This is a genomic window from Shewanella sp. ECSMB14102 (genome assembly GCF_000813075.1).
Lineage (GTDB): Bacteria > Pseudomonadota > Gammaproteobacteria > Enterobacterales > Shewanellaceae > Shewanella > Shewanella indica.
The window spans coordinates 140,285-156,067 of record NZ_JWGX01000002.1 but is presented as its reverse complement, the minus strand read 5'-3'; the positions used below and the strand labels follow the sequence as shown (position 1 = coordinate 156,067).

Annotated in this window: 11 protein-coding genes; all 11 read right to left on the bottom strand. The window is 52.6% G+C overall.

Features of this window, described 5'->3' with window-relative positions:
- Window positions 1-147 precede the first annotated feature (147 nt).
- A complete protein-coding gene (locus tag RC73_RS00695) occupies window positions 148-819 on the bottom strand; it encodes an exonuclease domain-containing protein (RefSeq protein WP_039032823.1) in 672 nt (223 codons plus the stop codon).
- A gap of 1 nt (window position 820) precedes the next feature.
- Window positions 821-2,668 carry a DUF294 nucleotidyltransferase-like domain-containing protein gene (locus RC73_RS00690; RefSeq protein WP_039032822.1) on the bottom strand — a complete coding sequence of 616 codons (1,848 nt, stop codon included), beginning with the start codon at window positions 2,666-2,668 and terminating at the stop codon, window positions 821-823.
- Window positions 2,669-2,871: 203 nt separating this feature from the next.
- Complete coding sequence (locus RC73_RS00685) at window positions 2,872-4,605, bottom strand: sodium:solute symporter family protein (protein WP_039032821.1); 1,734 nt, start codon at window positions 4,603-4,605, stop codon at window positions 2,872-2,874.
- Window positions 4,606-4,616: 11 nt separating this feature from the next.
- Complete coding sequence (locus tag RC73_RS00680) at window positions 4,617-4,883, bottom strand: DUF4212 domain-containing protein (RefSeq protein WP_039032820.1); 267 nt, start codon at window positions 4,881-4,883, stop codon at window positions 4,617-4,619.
- 413 nt (window positions 4,884-5,296) lie between these two features.
- Complete coding sequence (locus RC73_RS00675) at window positions 5,297-5,917, bottom strand: thiol:disulfide interchange protein DsbA/DsbL (RefSeq protein ID WP_039032819.1); 621 nt, start codon at window positions 5,915-5,917, stop codon at window positions 5,297-5,299.
- A gap of 34 nt (window positions 5,918-5,951) precedes the next feature.
- Window positions 5,952-6,773 (bottom strand): SDR family oxidoreductase, encoded by an 822-nt coding sequence (locus RC73_RS00670; RefSeq protein ID WP_039032818.1) that lies wholly within the window; start codon window positions 6,771-6,773, stop codon window positions 5,952-5,954.
- A gap of 117 nt (window positions 6,774-6,890) precedes the next feature.
- Window positions 6,891-8,099, bottom strand: coding sequence for an HD-GYP domain-containing protein (locus RC73_RS00665; RefSeq protein WP_039032817.1), 1,209 nt, complete (start codon window positions 8,097-8,099; stop codon window positions 6,891-6,893).
- Between the two features lie 291 nt (window positions 8,100-8,390).
- Window positions 8,391-8,876 (bottom strand): DUF2919 domain-containing protein, encoded by a 486-nt coding sequence (locus RC73_RS00660; RefSeq protein ID WP_101094802.1) that lies wholly within the window; start codon window positions 8,874-8,876, stop codon window positions 8,391-8,393.
- A gap of 357 nt (window positions 8,877-9,233) precedes the next feature.
- Window positions 9,234-11,240 carry an NAD-dependent DNA ligase LigA gene (ligA, locus tag RC73_RS00655; protein ID WP_052247898.1) on the bottom strand — a complete coding sequence of 669 codons (2,007 nt, stop codon included), beginning with the start codon at window positions 11,238-11,240 and terminating at the stop codon, window positions 9,234-9,236.
- Between the two features lie 74 nt (window positions 11,241-11,314).
- The gene (zipA, locus tag RC73_RS00650; protein ID WP_039032815.1) at window positions 11,315-12,286 is read right to left on the bottom strand and encodes a cell division protein ZipA; all 972 of its coding nucleotides are present in this window, start codon (window positions 12,284-12,286) and stop codon (window positions 11,315-11,317) included.
- Between the two features lie 21 nt (window positions 12,287-12,307).
- Window positions 12,308-15,733, bottom strand: a complete 3,426-nt coding sequence (locus tag RC73_RS00645) for a chromosome segregation protein SMC (protein ID WP_039032814.1) — start codon at window positions 15,731-15,733, stop codon at window positions 12,308-12,310.
- Window positions 15,734-15,783 lie beyond the last annotated feature (50 nt).

The window sequence follows — 15,783 nt, the reverse complement described above, 5'->3', positions numbered from 1 at the left end:
AAATATGAGGCAGTATTGCCTAGTAGTTGACTCATAGGTAAGCATGAAAAGCCTTGGGGAAGGTTGGCCTTGAAAAGTTTATCGGATTAAACCGACTTAATCCTCGGTCTTAAATGCAGTTTTTTAATATAATTTTTCAGTACCTTGTCATATCCAGGATAGGAAATCGGCCACGGGCTCTTTGGCGGCATCACTACTTTGAGCCAGAAACAGCTCGCCACAAGCCAGCGCATCGGTCAGCGCGTTGTGGGCCGAGTACGGCGGCAAATGATAGCGGCTGCGACAGGCACCGAGGCGCAGACTACCGCTTGACAACACCTCCTGCTGTCGCTGCAGGCGCGTCTTTTCCAACAATAGCGTATCTATCACAGGAAGATGCAGCTTAGTACCATACGCCTGCTGACAAAGCCTGCTGAGAAAAGCGCAGTCCAACGGAGCATGATGCATCAGTAAAATGCGCCCCTGACTTTGCCGTAGCAGCCAAGGCAAGAGCTGTTCGGGCGCCAGCGCCCCCTGTTCAAGATGGCGATCCATAATGCCGTGAATCGTGGCGCTCTGACCGACACTGCCGTCAATACTCACCAATTTGTGGCGCGCGCCGCTGAGCTCCAGTCTGCCTTTGTTGATCGGCACCACACCTATGGAGAGGATCTGATCGCAACCCGGCTTAAGGCCGGTCATTTCCAGGTCCAGCGCCATCAGGGGTGCCTCTGCCACAGGCTTAGATAACACAAGGCTCAAGGCCTGATAAAAAGACTTGAGTGGCTCTCTTGCCTGCCAGCAATGCCAGGCCAGACGGGTTCTATGCAGCAAATGCATCCTAGAAACTCCGGGTAAATTTGAGTTTCAGCGCCGCCTGGGCATCATGCACCACTTTGAAGGCATCCCTGAGTTGGTGGCGCATCAGCGAAGAGAGCGCCTGCGGCATCAGAAAATTGCTTATCTTCTGGCCCTGGTCAAACTGACGCCCCTGATTGGCCAGCCGCATATGGGCAATAAATTCATGGGCATCGGCGAGATTTAGGGCATCTTTGCGGCTCAACAGCTTGCTCTCCATCAAGGCGCGGATCCGTTTGGCGGTATTAACCTCTTTAACGCCGGCGGCCAGGGCATATACCCGGGCGATATCATTGATAAGGGCGCTGCCCCTGTGTTTAAGGTCCATCCCCTTGATCTCACTGCCATCCCTGTCAAGCACGAATTTACGGAAGAACCCCAATGGCGGCGACTCACTTAAGGCGTTGCCGGTCAAGGCCGCCAGAAAGATATCGTTATCTTTGGTCTGCGCCAGCACCTTGTCCTGCAGCGCAGCAAACAGGCTGTCCGGCCCATATACGGAGCGCATATCAAAAAAGATGCTGGCATGCATCAAGGCCTTGGGCTCAGGGGTGTTAACCCAGGAGGCGAACTTCTGCTGCCAGCTTGCCAGCGACAAACACCAGTTGGGGTTTTGCGCCATGATATCCCCGGGGCAGTATACATAACCGCATTCATTGAGCCCGGCGCACACCCCCTTTGCCAAGGCCTGAAAGTAACCTCTGGCATGCTCATCCGGCTCTTCGGCCAGCAATAAACCATTGTCCTGATCCGAGCAGGCGGCCTGATCCTGCCGTCCCTGTGAGCCAAATGCCAACCAACAAAACGCCATCGGCGCCTCCCCGAGCAGCGCCTGATTGAGCTGGATAAGTCTGCGGGTAAGCGCATCGGTAACTGAGGTCAGTACCCGGCCAATCTCCTCGGCACGGGCATCGGCGCTGATAAGATTTTGCAGCAAAAGTGGGATCTGCCGACTGACACTGATGAGGCTTTGTAAATCTTTTTGCCGTTCTATCTCGCCAATCAGCAGCAAAGGTTGGGATGCCTGGCTGCGCAATATGTCTGTGCTGGTGATCATCCCCACCGGCTGCCCTTGCTCCATGACCGGCAGATGGTGAATATTGTGCTCGCTCATCAGCAGCATGGCTTCAAATACCAAAGCCTGAGCCTCTATATGCACAGGCTGACCTGTCATGGCCTGAAACACGGCTTCATTGCCGGTAAGCCCCTCGGCCAGCACCCGATTACGCAGGTCCCTGTCGGTGAGTATCCCCACCAGTTTGTGATTATCCAGTACCAGTACAGACGACACCCTGTGCTTCCGCATCAGCTTGGCCGCGTCTGTGATGGAAAAGCGGTGATCGACGCCAATGGGCTCATGGGTCATCAGGGTGCTGATCCGGCTGGTAGTGGTCAGATCCCTGGCCCGAAAACGCCCTTGATGACGCAACCTCTTGGCATAGGCTCGGTTAAAAAAACGATCGAAGCTGCGGCATTCCAGACGCAGAGTATCAAACAGCGCCGGCGGCACATGATAGACCAAGCCATCTTCAAGGATCAGTACCTTGTTACAACTCTCTTCACCCGACAGCAGAGAGGGAAAACCGAAATAATCGCCCTCTCCCAGGCGGTCAAGTAGTTCGCCCTCGGCATCACGAACTTCAAAGGCGCCACTGCGAACGATATAGAGCATGGGATTGGCTGAATCCAGCGGCACGGCTTTCATCGACTTGCTGTAATACCCTATGCTGATGGCGCGGCAACATTGATCCAGCATGGGTTGCGGCAGTTCATCGAAAGGAACCGTCTGTTGCAGAAAGTTGCGAATGGGCAGCAGTTCACTCTCATCCATGGGCGGCCTTTAAAGTTGAATTGACTCATCACAGTATTGCCCACTCTGAAGAGTACTGACTATCTGGCTTTAGTCGAATATCGCCGGCTCTGAAACAGAAGGCCCAAACCAAAGAAAAATAGCAAGGTGAGCATCCAACCCAAGCGAGATTGATAAAAAATCCCCCGGCTAAGCGGGGGATCTTCTATTTATGCGACTGCAGATCAATGATCCTGCGCCGTGCCTGCCCCTTTAGGGAAGCGAATAGACTCAACCATTTCCTGCACATGTTCAGGAACAGCGGCTGTCATCTTGGCAACGATAATCGCTACAACAAAGTTGATTATCATGCCAACCATGCCGATACCTTCCGGCGAAATACCAAACAACCAGTTATCGGCATTATTGCCAGCCGGATTGATAAACTTGAAGTAGATGATATAGCCCGCAGTAAAACCAAGCCCCATCACCATACCGGCAATGGCCCCTTCCTTGTTCATCGACTTGGAGAAAATCCCCATCACAATTGCCGGGAACAGTGACGATGCCGCCAACCCGAATGCCAAAGCCACCACTGCCGCCACAAAACCGGGTGGGTTGATCCCGAAGTAGCCTGCGATAACAACGCCTACAGCCGCCGCGGTTCGCGCATAGAACAGCTCCTTCTTGTCTGAAATGTCCGGCATTAAGTTTTTCTTCAATAAGTCATGGGATACCGAAGTTGAGATCACCAGCAACAAGCCCGCAGAAGTAGACAGCGCTGCCGCCAGACCACCGGCCGCCACCAAGGCAATCACCCAAGCCGGCAGATCGGCGATTTCAGGGGTCGCCAGCACCATGATATCGCGATCGATATCCATTTCATTATTGCTGTCGTCGGTGAGGTTACCCTTGGCATAGTACATCTTGCCGTCACCGTTCTTATCGTTCCACTTGATAAGCCCGGTACTTTCCCAGTTTTTAATCCACTGCGGCGCAGACTCATAGGCGACACCGGTAGATTCAGGGCCATTGATGGTTTCTATCATGTTTACCCGGGAGAATGCTGACAAGGCCGGCACAGTGGTATACATGATGGAAATAAATACCAGTGCCCAACCGGCGCTAATACGGGCATCTTTTACCTTGGGTACGGTAAAAAAGCGCACAATCACGTGGGGCAGACCGGCAGTCCCCACCATAAGCGCTGCCGTGATAGCAAATACATCTATGGTGCTTTTAGCGCCTTCGGTATATTCAGAGAACCCCAGCTGGGTTTGCAGGCCGTCGAGCTTTTGCAACAGATACACCCCGGTATCATTCCCGGCGGCATCTATCAGCTCAGCGCCAAAACCGATTTGCGGAATGACATGACCTGTCATCATCACAGAGATAAAGATGGCCGGAACCATAAAAGCGAAGATCAGCACACAGTATTGCGCCACCTGAGTGTAGGTGATCCCCTTCATGCCTCCGAGTACCGCGTAGAAGAACACTACTGCCATACCTATATACACCCCGGTATCGACATCCACTTCCAGGAAGCGAGAGAACACCACACCAACACCACGCATTTGTCCGGCAATATAGGTAAAACAGATGAAAATGGCACAGATCACAGCCACTACTCGAGCCGCCTGGGAGTAATAACGCTCACCAATAAAGTCAGGCACAGTAAACTTGCCGAACTTACGAAGGTAAGGTGCCATACACAAAGCCAGCAACACATAGCCGCCGGTCCAGCCCATCAGGTACACGCTGCCGTCAAACCCCACGAAGGAGACGATACCTGCCAGCGAGATAAAGGAAGCTGCCGACATCCAGTCTGCCGCCGTCGCCATCCCATTCATCACAGGGTGCACCCCACCACCTGCAACATAAAAATCTTTGGTAGAACCGGCTCTTGACCAGATGGCAATCCCGATATAAAGGGCAAACGAGAGCCCCACAATTAAAAATGTTAGTGTTTGAACATCCATCGGCCCGCTCCTTAGTCTTCGTGTACGTTATATTTTTTATCTAAGGCATTCGCTTTGGCCGCATAAACGAAAATCAGCACTACGAACACATACATGGAACCTTGCTGGGCGAACCAGAAGCCAAGCTTGAATCCCATAAAATGAATTTCATTGAGAACGTCCACCAGTAAAATCCCACAACCGTAGGAAACAGCAAACCAGATGGCCAGCAGTCCCAGTACCAAGCGCAAATTTTCGCGCCAGTACCCCTTTGCCTTGTCATTGTTTTCAAAACCCATAGCGACTCCCCTGTGGTAATAATTATTAAGTCACAGTTAATCTAGCAACCGCCGGGAGCGCTACAATCAAGACCTTAGTCTAAGCTAAAATTCACACACCATTAACAATCAAAGTAAAGCAAATACAATCATAAAGTTAAGATAAAAATCATCAATTAAACGCTCGTTTATTTGCTACGAATTATTAGACCAATGTCGAAGTGATTTTCAGGATATTTTGATAAAAAAGCTGCTCTATTCCCCATTTAGTGAATAAAGCAAGAGTCCAATCTCCTTAATGAAAAGTGGTCAAGATGGAGTTACGGCTAACCAAACCCAGCCACTAACCCGTACAGAATTAACTCTAAGCATTAGAAACGAGATAAAAAAAGAGGCCTTTTGGCCTCTTGATTGTATTTAAAACAGTGTTGTATCTATGGTGCTTCCTGGTTCAGGTAGAGGATAAGCGCCGCCAGTTCCTTGGGGTCTGAACTTTTCGAGGTGATCAAATATTTGCCATTGACCAAGAGAGAAGGCACTCCCCGGATCCCGGAGAGCTGAGTTTGAGTATCATAATTGGCCAGTGCCAGCTTGCTGTCGGCCGAGCCCAAAGTCTGGTTGAGTTCTTGCTCATTGACCCCCTGCGCCAAAAAGAAGTCCTTCAACTGCTGAGGTCGTTCGAAGGCCTGATGCTTCTCATGGATCCGGTTAAAAATATTGCCGTGCACCTGATTGGTAATCCTGAATTTTTGCGCCAGATAATAGGCTTCCTGACTGAGGATCCAGGAAGGGCGCCCCGCACCGACCGGAGTGCGCTCAAAATCCAGCTTACCCTTGAGCAGTTCAGCAGTCTGCTGCATCAAGGGATCTTTGTAGTAGCAATGGGGGCAGTTATAGGAGAAAAACTCTCTGACTATACCGCTCTTTGCTTCAGGGATCCCAGGCACCTTGATATAGTCTCGCCCTTCCTGAAAATCGGCCGCACTGACACTTACACTACTGAGGGCCAGGAGTATCAAAGGTAAGACTCTAACCATTTTGGATAACAAAGACATAGGTTTTCCTCATGTTCTTTTTTAATCACGCTTTTTATTGGCAAGCAGCAATAAGACTCTCTGCCTCGGGATAACAGTATTCAAACTCAAGCTCGCGGCAGATGAGAGAACCATCCACCCACTTACCCGTTCCATTATCAGTAGCAAATTCGGGCACCGCCAAACCGATCGCTTTGGCAGCTGCCGGATAAAACTCTTTCCTGGTTGGATGACAGGGCGTGCAAAGGTTATAGATAGCCCCGGGGTTAGCGACGGTCAATAACTGCAGGCAAGCATTTATGCAGTCATCGAGATGCACCAGATTCACCACGGCGTTTGCGCCGGGCAACCCGGTCTTCCCTGCGAGGAAGCGCCCGGGGTGGCGCCCTGGGCCGACTAAACCGGCAAAGCGAATGACAGTGACTTTGAGACCTTCACTGGCAAGCGCCAGTATCTTCCGCTCAGCCATCGCCAAGGTGCCGGAATAACTGTCCGGCGATGCATCAACAGGAGTCGCCTCAGTGACTACACCTTGGGATTGAGGGTAAACCCCTGAACTACTGATAAACAACAGACGTTTGATACCGCTTACTGCAACTACTGGCAATAAACGCTCGAGAGAAGCTAGATAATCATTGTCGCCGCGCCTGAGACCGGGGGGAATATTGAGTACCAGAGCATCACAGTCATCCGGCAACGAAGGTAAAGGTGCGGGCTCAGCAAGGTTGAGGGTCACGGCATCCATCCCTTCTTTTCTTAACAGCTCCGCCCCCTCCTCGGTACGCTTACTGCCGCATACCTTAACCCCTCTGGTGACCAGTTCCCTTGCCAATGGCAAACCGAACCAACCGCAGCCCCAAACCGCAACATGTTTCATCGACCTACTCCGCTGTATACCGAGCTCAAGCATAAGACAAATGAGAATAAAAACCAGAGGTGGTTATATGAGTGGCCAAAGTTTGGCCGCTCACGGCAAGAGAGCGTGGGTTGCAAGCTACTCCAACGCGCTGAAATAGAAACTGATGCCAGCACCGGCCTGCAGGGTTCTTGAAGCACCTTCAGTCAGCTCTTCAGACTTGAGTACGGCTTCCACGCTAACCTCTTCGTCCATCAAAAAACGCAACTTAGGCTCGCTACCATCGTTTTTACAAGCCCATACCTGAGGTTGGCGCACCTCCGATGTGGTCATCATCACCTTACCAACATTATTATCAGACAAGCTCACCAAGGTGCCTGGCGGGTAAATCCCCAAGACCTTCACCAGCGCCGAAATCAGCTGCTCCTGATGCTTGCCAACCCGATTCTTAAACAGATATCCCAAAGCAATTTGCGGCGAGACTATCTCTTGACGAGCCAATTGACTGTCATAATCATTGGCCAGCGCGACTATCTGAGTGGTCAATGGCAGCTTGGCCAGCTTAAGCCTATCGGGATAACCTGAGCCATCGATAAACTCATGGTGATGCTTCACAATATGCAACACCTCATTACCAAACAAGCCACTGCGTTTGAGCATGTCATAACCAAAATTGGGATGCATGGAGAGAAAGTTGCTTTCATGCTGACTCAAGGGATTGCGCTTACGCCTGATGGCATCTGGCACCTTGAGTTTGCCGATATCATGCAGCAACGCACCCAATGCTATATCCCTCAGCTTGTCCTTGGACAACTCAAGCGAATGGCCGATCATCAAGGCCAGTACCGCAACTGATATCCCGTGCTGTGTCACGCTGGGAGTCCCTTCACCACTGGACACCAAGGCTAACTTGGGATTACCAGACTCCAATAGATGGTCCAGCATTTGCTCAACTAAAGCAGAGGCTTCACGAATGGCGCCTTCAGGATCAGACACTAACTTACTGACTACGGTACGACAGTCATTAATGGCATTCAAAAAGCGTCCCTGACTCTTGCGTATCGCCTTGCGGGCAGAGGCTTTGGGATCCGGTTGGTTGTCCTTTGTTCGCTCTGTTGCTTGCTGCGCCTCGTTTTCCTCTTCAATCACATCATTAAGTAGGTCTTCGTCAGAGATTAAAATGACATAGGGCACCCCAAGATTACGGATCATTTCTATCTGACCGGCATCTTTGATTTCAATGCGATTGAACAAAAAAGGATGATCTGTCCAGGACAGCGGCAGTTTGACTGTGATGCCGGTTTGCAGGCGTGACAGAGGGAGATGGATCCTTTCAGCTTTGGCCACTCAAAGTTTCTCCAGAAAACAACTTGATAAAACAAGGTTTTAAAAAATGAAATCCAAGAATCTTAACTATAGACCATTGGAAACCAAACGTAAGAATGAAATGACAAATTTATGACAAAAATCGCTTGTTTGACAGTGTTTTAGTCGTTAATCCACCATACATACAATTTTCTGTTCAGATTTCATCCCAAAAGTCGCTAGTGATAACTTTTCAAGCCGAAATCTGCCAGCCACTCTCTGTTTTATATAGTAAAAATTTGTCGACCTTGCCTTATTGGATCGCTCCTTATCTCACTCCAATTTCTCCTGTTTTTGCCAGTCGTTGAGATAATGGCGCAAATGAACCGACTTGACGAGGTAGAGCAAGGACCAGAACAGCAATAAAGCATCCAACGCCAGATTCCAGCTAAACAACCAATCGTTGTGACCAAGACGCTGAATAAGCAGCACGCCGTCTATCCCCAGCAACAGCACCAACCACCCGCGAATTTGCCGAAACAGTGGGATCAATGCCTCAAATACCCGTTTACGCTCGGCCAGAATCAAACCATAGATCAACAAGGCGCCGGCGCCGGCGGCCAGAGATGATAGAAAGTCACTCTTTTCCGGATAAAACAGCCGCACCAGAGCGGCCCTGTCGCTGGCTTGGGTCAGGGATGCAACAAACACACACCAGCCGCGGGCCAGAAACAGCACTATGATGTAAAGCAGTAATGGCGGCTTAATATGGCCGTCATTGTCAAGCCAGCGCACATGTTCAAATTTAAGCAAGGACATAATCCCATCATTGTGACTCCACCCGGCAAGGCCTGGCATAGCCATGATAAAAATAACCGACCGCGTTCACCCGTATGACTGACTCTTTTTTTAAGCAGCGGGATACGCCTCTTCCATAAGCAGCCTCAATGAGGCGATCTGAGAGCGAGTCTCGGCCAGCCATCTTACGAAATAATGAGGTGGGTCCTGTGGCAACACAATTCAAGTTATGTGGCGCAATAAATAGAAGCCAGGTACAAGCTGTTTGGCTATTTTGACTCTACAATCTCAAGAGTCCCATATCCCCCGGATTGGTTGCCACTGAGTAAAGAGAAAAAAGCCCCGCTGCCTGCCGGGGCTCAAGCAGATAGATTAAGCTCAGGATTGCAGCAGCGCCAGCAGGCCGGCTTCATCCAACACCTTGACCCCAAGCTCATTGGCCTTGGTCAATTTAGAGCCAGCGGCCTCGCCGGCCACCACGCAGTCTGTCTTCTTGGAGACACTGCCGGACACTTTGGCGCCAAGCGCCTCAAGCTGCGCCTTGGCGTCAGTGCGGCTCATCTGGCTCAAAGTGCCGGTCAATACCCAGGTCTGGCCCTTGAGCGGTTGCTTGTCTTCAGACGGCGCTTCGATGGCCGGCCAAGTCACCCCGGCAGCCAGCAGTTTATCGATAACTTCAAGATTGTGGGGCTGAGCAAAGAAGTGCGCCACATGCTGAGCCACTATGGCACCAACATCTTCCACTTCAATAAGCTGCTCGACACTCGCTTGCTTGAGGGCATCCAGCTCTTTGAAGTGCCGTGCCAAGTTGGCGGCGGTGGATTCACCCACCTCACGGATCCCCAAAGCGTAGAGAAACTTGGCCAGGGTTGTTTGTTTGGCCGCTTCTATGGCCTGCACCAGATTGGTGGCCGACTTGAGCCCCATCCGCTCCAGCATGGTCAGGGCCGAAGCCGTGAGTGAGAACAGATCCGCCGGGCTCTCTACCAGCTCCTTATCGATCAGCTGCTCGACTATCTTGTCGCCCATGCCGTCTATATCCAGCGCCTTGCGGGAGGCAAAGTGTTTGATGGCTTCCTTGCGCTGCGCTTCGCAGAACAGGCCACCGGTGCAGCGGGCCACGGCTTCGCCCTCGAGGCGTTCTACCTGAGAGCCACAAACCGGGCATTGCGCCGGGAAACAGATCTCTTTGGCATCCTCAAGTCTTTTTTCCGGCACCACAGCAACCACTTGCGGGATAACATCACCGGCACGGCGAATGATCACAGTATCGCCAATTTTAACCCCGAGGCGGGCGATTTCGTCGGCGTTGTGCAAAGTGGCGTTGGAAACTGTCACCCCACCGACAAACACAGGCTTGAGCCTGGCGACCGGTGTCACGGCGCCGGTGCGGCCTACCTGAAAGTCGACCCCTTCGAGCAGAGTCATCTCTTCCTGGGCCGGAAACTTATAGGCGATGGCCCAGCGCGGTGCACGGGAGACAAATCCCAGTGTCTGCTGCGCTTCTATGCTGTTGACCTTGAATACCACACCATCGATTTCATAGGCCAAAGCACTGCGGCGCGCCATAATATCCCGGTAGTAGTCATCCACTTCGCTGAGGTCCTTGGCAAGGCGGATTTCACTGCTGATCGGCAATCCCCAGGTTTTAAGCTGCTGCAGTTGCCCAAGATGGGTGTCCGCCAGCGGGAAGGATTCCGGCTCAACCACGCCCAATGCATAAGCGTAAAACGCCAGTGCCCGAGAGGCAGTGATCTTGGAGTCCAGCTGCCGCAAACTGCCGGCAGCGGCATTACGCGGATTGACAAACAGCTTGTCTCCCTTGACCCGGTTACGCTCGTTGAGCGCCTCGAAGGCCGCCTTGGGCATGAATACTTCACCACGCACTTCCAACAGCGGCGGATAGTCATCGCCCCTGAGTTTCAGCGGCACCGCCCGAATGGTGCGAACGTTTTCGGTAATATCTTCACCGACCGCACCATCACCACGGGTGGCGGCACGCTCCAGCACGCCATCGCGATAGAGGATACTGACAGCCAGCCCATCGAGCTTGGGCTCGCAGCAATAGCTGAACTCGCCTACTCTGTCAGTCACCCGCTTATGGAAGGCGGCAAAATCTTCTTCGCTGAAGGCGTTGTCCAGACTAAGCATAGGTTTGAGGTGAGTTACCTGTTCAAACTTGGCCAACGCCAGCCCACCGACTCTGAGGCTTGGCGAGTCGCTACGTTGCAACTCAGGGTGCTCGGTCTCCAGCGCCTTGAGCCGCTGCATCAGGCGGTCATATTCGGCATCGGGAATGCTGGGGTTGTCATCCACATAGTAGCGAATGTTGTGCTCATTAATGGCGCTTATCAGCTGATCAATTTCGTTTTCAATGGCTTGCATAAAAATTCCGCACAAAACAAAGGCCGCAGAGGCGGCCTTGAATAGAGAGACTCACACTGGCTCCCTGATGAATATCAGCCCTGAGCCCGAATACGGCCCAGGTAGGCTTGTTTGGTATCCTGATGCCATGGCTGACGCTGGCCGTCCAGCAGTTCGGCACCGAGGTCATCCGCCAATTGATGGGCGGAGTTGAGCATGATGGAAAAGTTCATCAGCGGATCGCCATGACAAGGCAAGGTCATAAACAGGACTACCCCCTGAGTGCTGAACTGCTCCATATTGTCCGGGTCAAACACCCCGGGCTTAACCATGTTGGCCAGGGAAAACAGCACCCGCCCCGTACCGGCGTTGTCTTCATGGCGATGGAAAATATTCATATCACCGAACTTGAAGTTCAGTGCCAACAGGCAAGGCAGCAACTCGGCGCCGCTGAGGCTCTCGCCCTCTTTGGCAACCACATGCAGTACCAAAACATCCTTGGGATCGGGCAACTCATCGTGGCGCGACTCTTCCTTGGCCTGCTCGCGGGTCTGTTGTTCAGTAGCCAGTTGTGGCTCTGGCTGGCTGTTTTCCTGATATTCGGCTTCAACTGTGGAATGGGCATTGTCTGTCTGTGCATCGGCACCGAGCCCCAACTCCATCTGCATTTCGGCGGTATCTTGGTCATCATCGAGATGCAACACAGGCTCCTGCCGTTGTGGCTTGCTGTTCACTCTGGGCTCGGGTTTGGCCCCTGAGAGGGAAAACGCCTGTTCACTTTCGCTCTCATCTGCTTGAGGCGACTGAAAGCCAGGTTTACGCAACTTGCTGCTCTTGAGCTTGGGTGGCTTTTCATCCGGTGAGACTTTACGCACCCTCACCTCTCCAATTCCATCGGCATCGAAACCTTCACTGTCACGCCGGGCCTGGTCCTTGTAGAAACCTGTCAGCGGATTTTCTTTCAGCGACTTGGGCTGTTGTTTGCGGATAGACCAGAAACCGTGAACCAGCACGGCAATAATGGCAATCGCGCCCAACACAGACAATACCAGTTGCAAATCTTCCATTGGTTACCTGTTTTCCTATGGTTATCCGGCGTCGGCCATAGCCACCGCTTCTTCAATATCGACTGCGACTATGCGAGAGACACCCGGCTCATGCATAGTGACACCTATCAGTTGATCAGCCATCTCCATAGTGAGTTTATTGTGGCTGATATAGATAAACTGTACGCTGTCCGACATCTCCTGCAAAAGACGGCAGAATCTGTCGACGTTGGCGTCATCCAAAGGTGCATCGACCTCATCCAGCATACAAAAAGGCGCCGGGTTGAGTCTGAAAATCGCAAACACCAATGATAAAGCCGTCAGCGCCTTTTCTCCACCCGAAAGTAGATGAATCGTGCTGTTCTTCTTGCCCGGTGGCCGGGCCATGATGGTCACTCCGGTATCGAGTAAATCATCATCTGTCAGCGCCAAATAGGCACTGCCGCCACCAAATACCTTGGGAAACAACTCTCCCAGTCCGGCATTGACCTGCTCAAAAGTCGCCTTGAAACGACTGCGGGTCTCCCTATCTATCTTGCGGATCGCCTCTTCGAGACTGGCCAGCGCCTTGTTGAGGTCTTCATCCTGGGCATCGAGATAAGCCTTACGCTCTTTTTGCTGCTCATACTCTTCAATGGCCGCCAGGTTAATGGCGCCGAGGCGACTTATCTTGCGCCGAACCGATTCCAGTTGGTCCTGCCAGGGCGCGATTTTTGCTTCATCAGGCAGGTTTGCCGCCACTTCATGCAGCTTGATCTGCTGCTCACTGAGCTGCGCCAATTGGCTGTCGGCCTGACCTTTCAATCCCTCGCGACGTAACTTTAACGTGCTGATTGTCTGAGTCAAGTGCTCCAGTTGTCCAAGCTGTTGTTTTTGCTTTAAAGCTGTACTATCCAACTGCTGTTGCTGCTTGGCAAGTTTGGCCCGGGTATGCTCAAGCTCCGTCTGCATCCTGTGTTGCTGCGTAAGCAATCCTTCCAGGCGTTGCTCAAGCGGTTGCAGCTCGGCGCTATCTGCACCCTGCTGCGGTTTATCCAGCAACTCACTGCGTTTGTGCTCGGCCTGCTGCAACTGCTCGGTCAACTGTTTGCGCCGCTGCGCTGCCAACGCCAAGGCGGTTTTCTGCTCCGCCAGAGTTCCGTTCAAGGTTTTTAACTGGCGCTCAAGTTCACTCAGGCTGACTTTAAGGCTTTTTTTTTGCTGATTGGCCTCGTTGTGACGCTCACTCAGCAATCGCTCCTGCCGCTGACGCTCATAAAGAGTATCATCGGCAGCAAACTGACTCTCAATCAGCGTCTCCAGCTCAAACTGCTCCTGCTCGAGGCGCTCTTTCAGCTCGGTAATTTCCGCTTCTATCTGTTGCTTTTGTCTAAGTTCGCGTGCCGCCTGCTCGGTGGCCGCCTCACAAGCCATCACTGCGCGGGTCAATGCCAGTTGCTGTTGCTGTAGCGCCTCGGACTTGAGTTGCTGAGCCAGCCTTAATTCGTTGAACCTATCCTGGGCCGCTGTAGTTTGCTGCTGCGCCTGCCGGCTCTCGCTCGCAAGCTTATCGAGCTCAGATTGAAGGGCGCCCTGCTCGGCGGTCAGCTTCACCAGTGACTGGCCATCCTCGGCAAGCGTCAGCTTTACATCTTGCGCAAAAAGGTCGCCATCACGGCAGAGGATCAGCTCCCCCTCTGCCAGCCCCTGCTCGAGCAAGCTGGATGCCTGCTGCGCCGACTCGGCCCAGCGCACCCTGTTAAGCCAAGGGCTTAAGTTGACGCCGGCGCTGACCGGCCCCCAACTTTGGCGACGAGTCTGAGCAAAACCTTTGCCATCAAATGGTTTGCAGTCAGGATAGACAGCGGCGCGCATCAAGGGGCCAAGCCAGGCCTCAACCACCTTTTCCCAACCGGCCTCAACCTGAATGTCCTGCCAAAGCGGAATCAAGGCAGTTTGTGTCTCTTGCGTTGCTTGAGCGGCACCTTCGAGCCACTGACTTATCAGCTCCAGGCGCCCAGTTAGCCCCGAGCGGCGCTGCACCAACTGTTGCTCCACTTGTCTTGCCAGCTCCAACGCCTCCTGGGCCTTAATCAACTCTGCGCCATGGCGTTCGACATCGGCTTTAGCTGCCGCCAATTGTGACTTACATAAGCTGACCTGCTGCTGAAGCTCAGCCGGGTTTGCCCCGTTATCGGTCTCAGGTTGCTGCAATCTTGCACTGAGCTTCTCAAGCTGCTCGCTGCGCTGTGCATGTTGCTGCTTAAGATGCTGCTCCCGGGTGGCGGCGAGTTCCTGCTGATGCTTGATATCTCTGACCGCAGTCACCGCTTGTTGCAACTCACCGGCAAGACTTTCACTTTGCCAGAGCGCCGCTTCATACTGTTGGCTCAGTTCAAACTGCTGTTCTTCCAGCACCTGCTGGCGCGGCAAATGTTGCTGCAAACTGTCATCCAGGGTTTGCTCCTGCTGCTTGGCCTGAGCCAGCTGTTCATTCAATGTGGCGATTTGCTGTTGCAGCGCACCCAATTCAGATGCCTGCTGTTTATCCCGCTCTTTGAGATACTTGAGTTGCTGCTCGATACGGGCGATTTCAGTGTTGTTATGATAAAAATCGGCAACCTGGCGCTGCTCCTTTTCACTGAGTTCATCCAGAGCCAGCTTTTGCTGAGTCAAACTCAACTCCAACTCTTGTTTCAGCGCCTGCTGCTGCGCCCGCTCAGTCTCCAGCCTTTCTATCTCGCTGTTTTGCGCCTCGGCCTGCTCATTGAGCTCCAGGAAACGCATCACCAAGAGTTCGGCATGCAAGCGCCGCTCACTTTGCTTGTATTCCCGATAGCGTTTGGCGGCCTGAGCCTGAATCGTCAACTTATCCAGTTGCTTACCCAGCTCGGAGCGAATATCCCCCAGGCGCTCAAGGTTTTCACGGGTATGGCGAATCCGGTTTTCCGTGTCCTTGCGCCGCTCTTTATAACGGGAGATGCCCGCGGCCTCTTCGATAAAGACCCTGAGTTCCTGGGGTTTGCATTCTATCAAGCGGGAGATGGTGCCTTGACCTATGATGGCATAGCTGCGCGGCCCAAGGCCGGTGCCCATAAAGATATCCGTAATATCCTTGCGGCGGCATTTTTGACCGTTGAGAAAATAAAGGGCTTCGCCATCGCGGGAGACCTGGCGCTTGACGGAAATTTCACCGTAGTTGGCATACTGGCCGCCGATACGCCCAAGGGCGTTGTCGAATACCAGCTCAACGCCGGCGACAGAAACAGGCTTACGGGCACTGGAGCCGTTAAAGATAACATCGGCCATGGAGTCACCGCGCAGATGTTTGGCCGAGCTTTCACCCAGCACCCAGCGCACGGCATCAATCACATTGGATTTACCGCAGCCATTGGGGCCGATAATGGCCGTCAGCGGATTGAGAAAAGGGATTTTGGTAGCATCGACAAATGACTTGAAGCCAGCGAGTTTTATCTGTTTGAGTCTCATATTTGCCGTTGGATGTCAGTGCCGATTGTTTTTGTTTTACGGGCCAATCC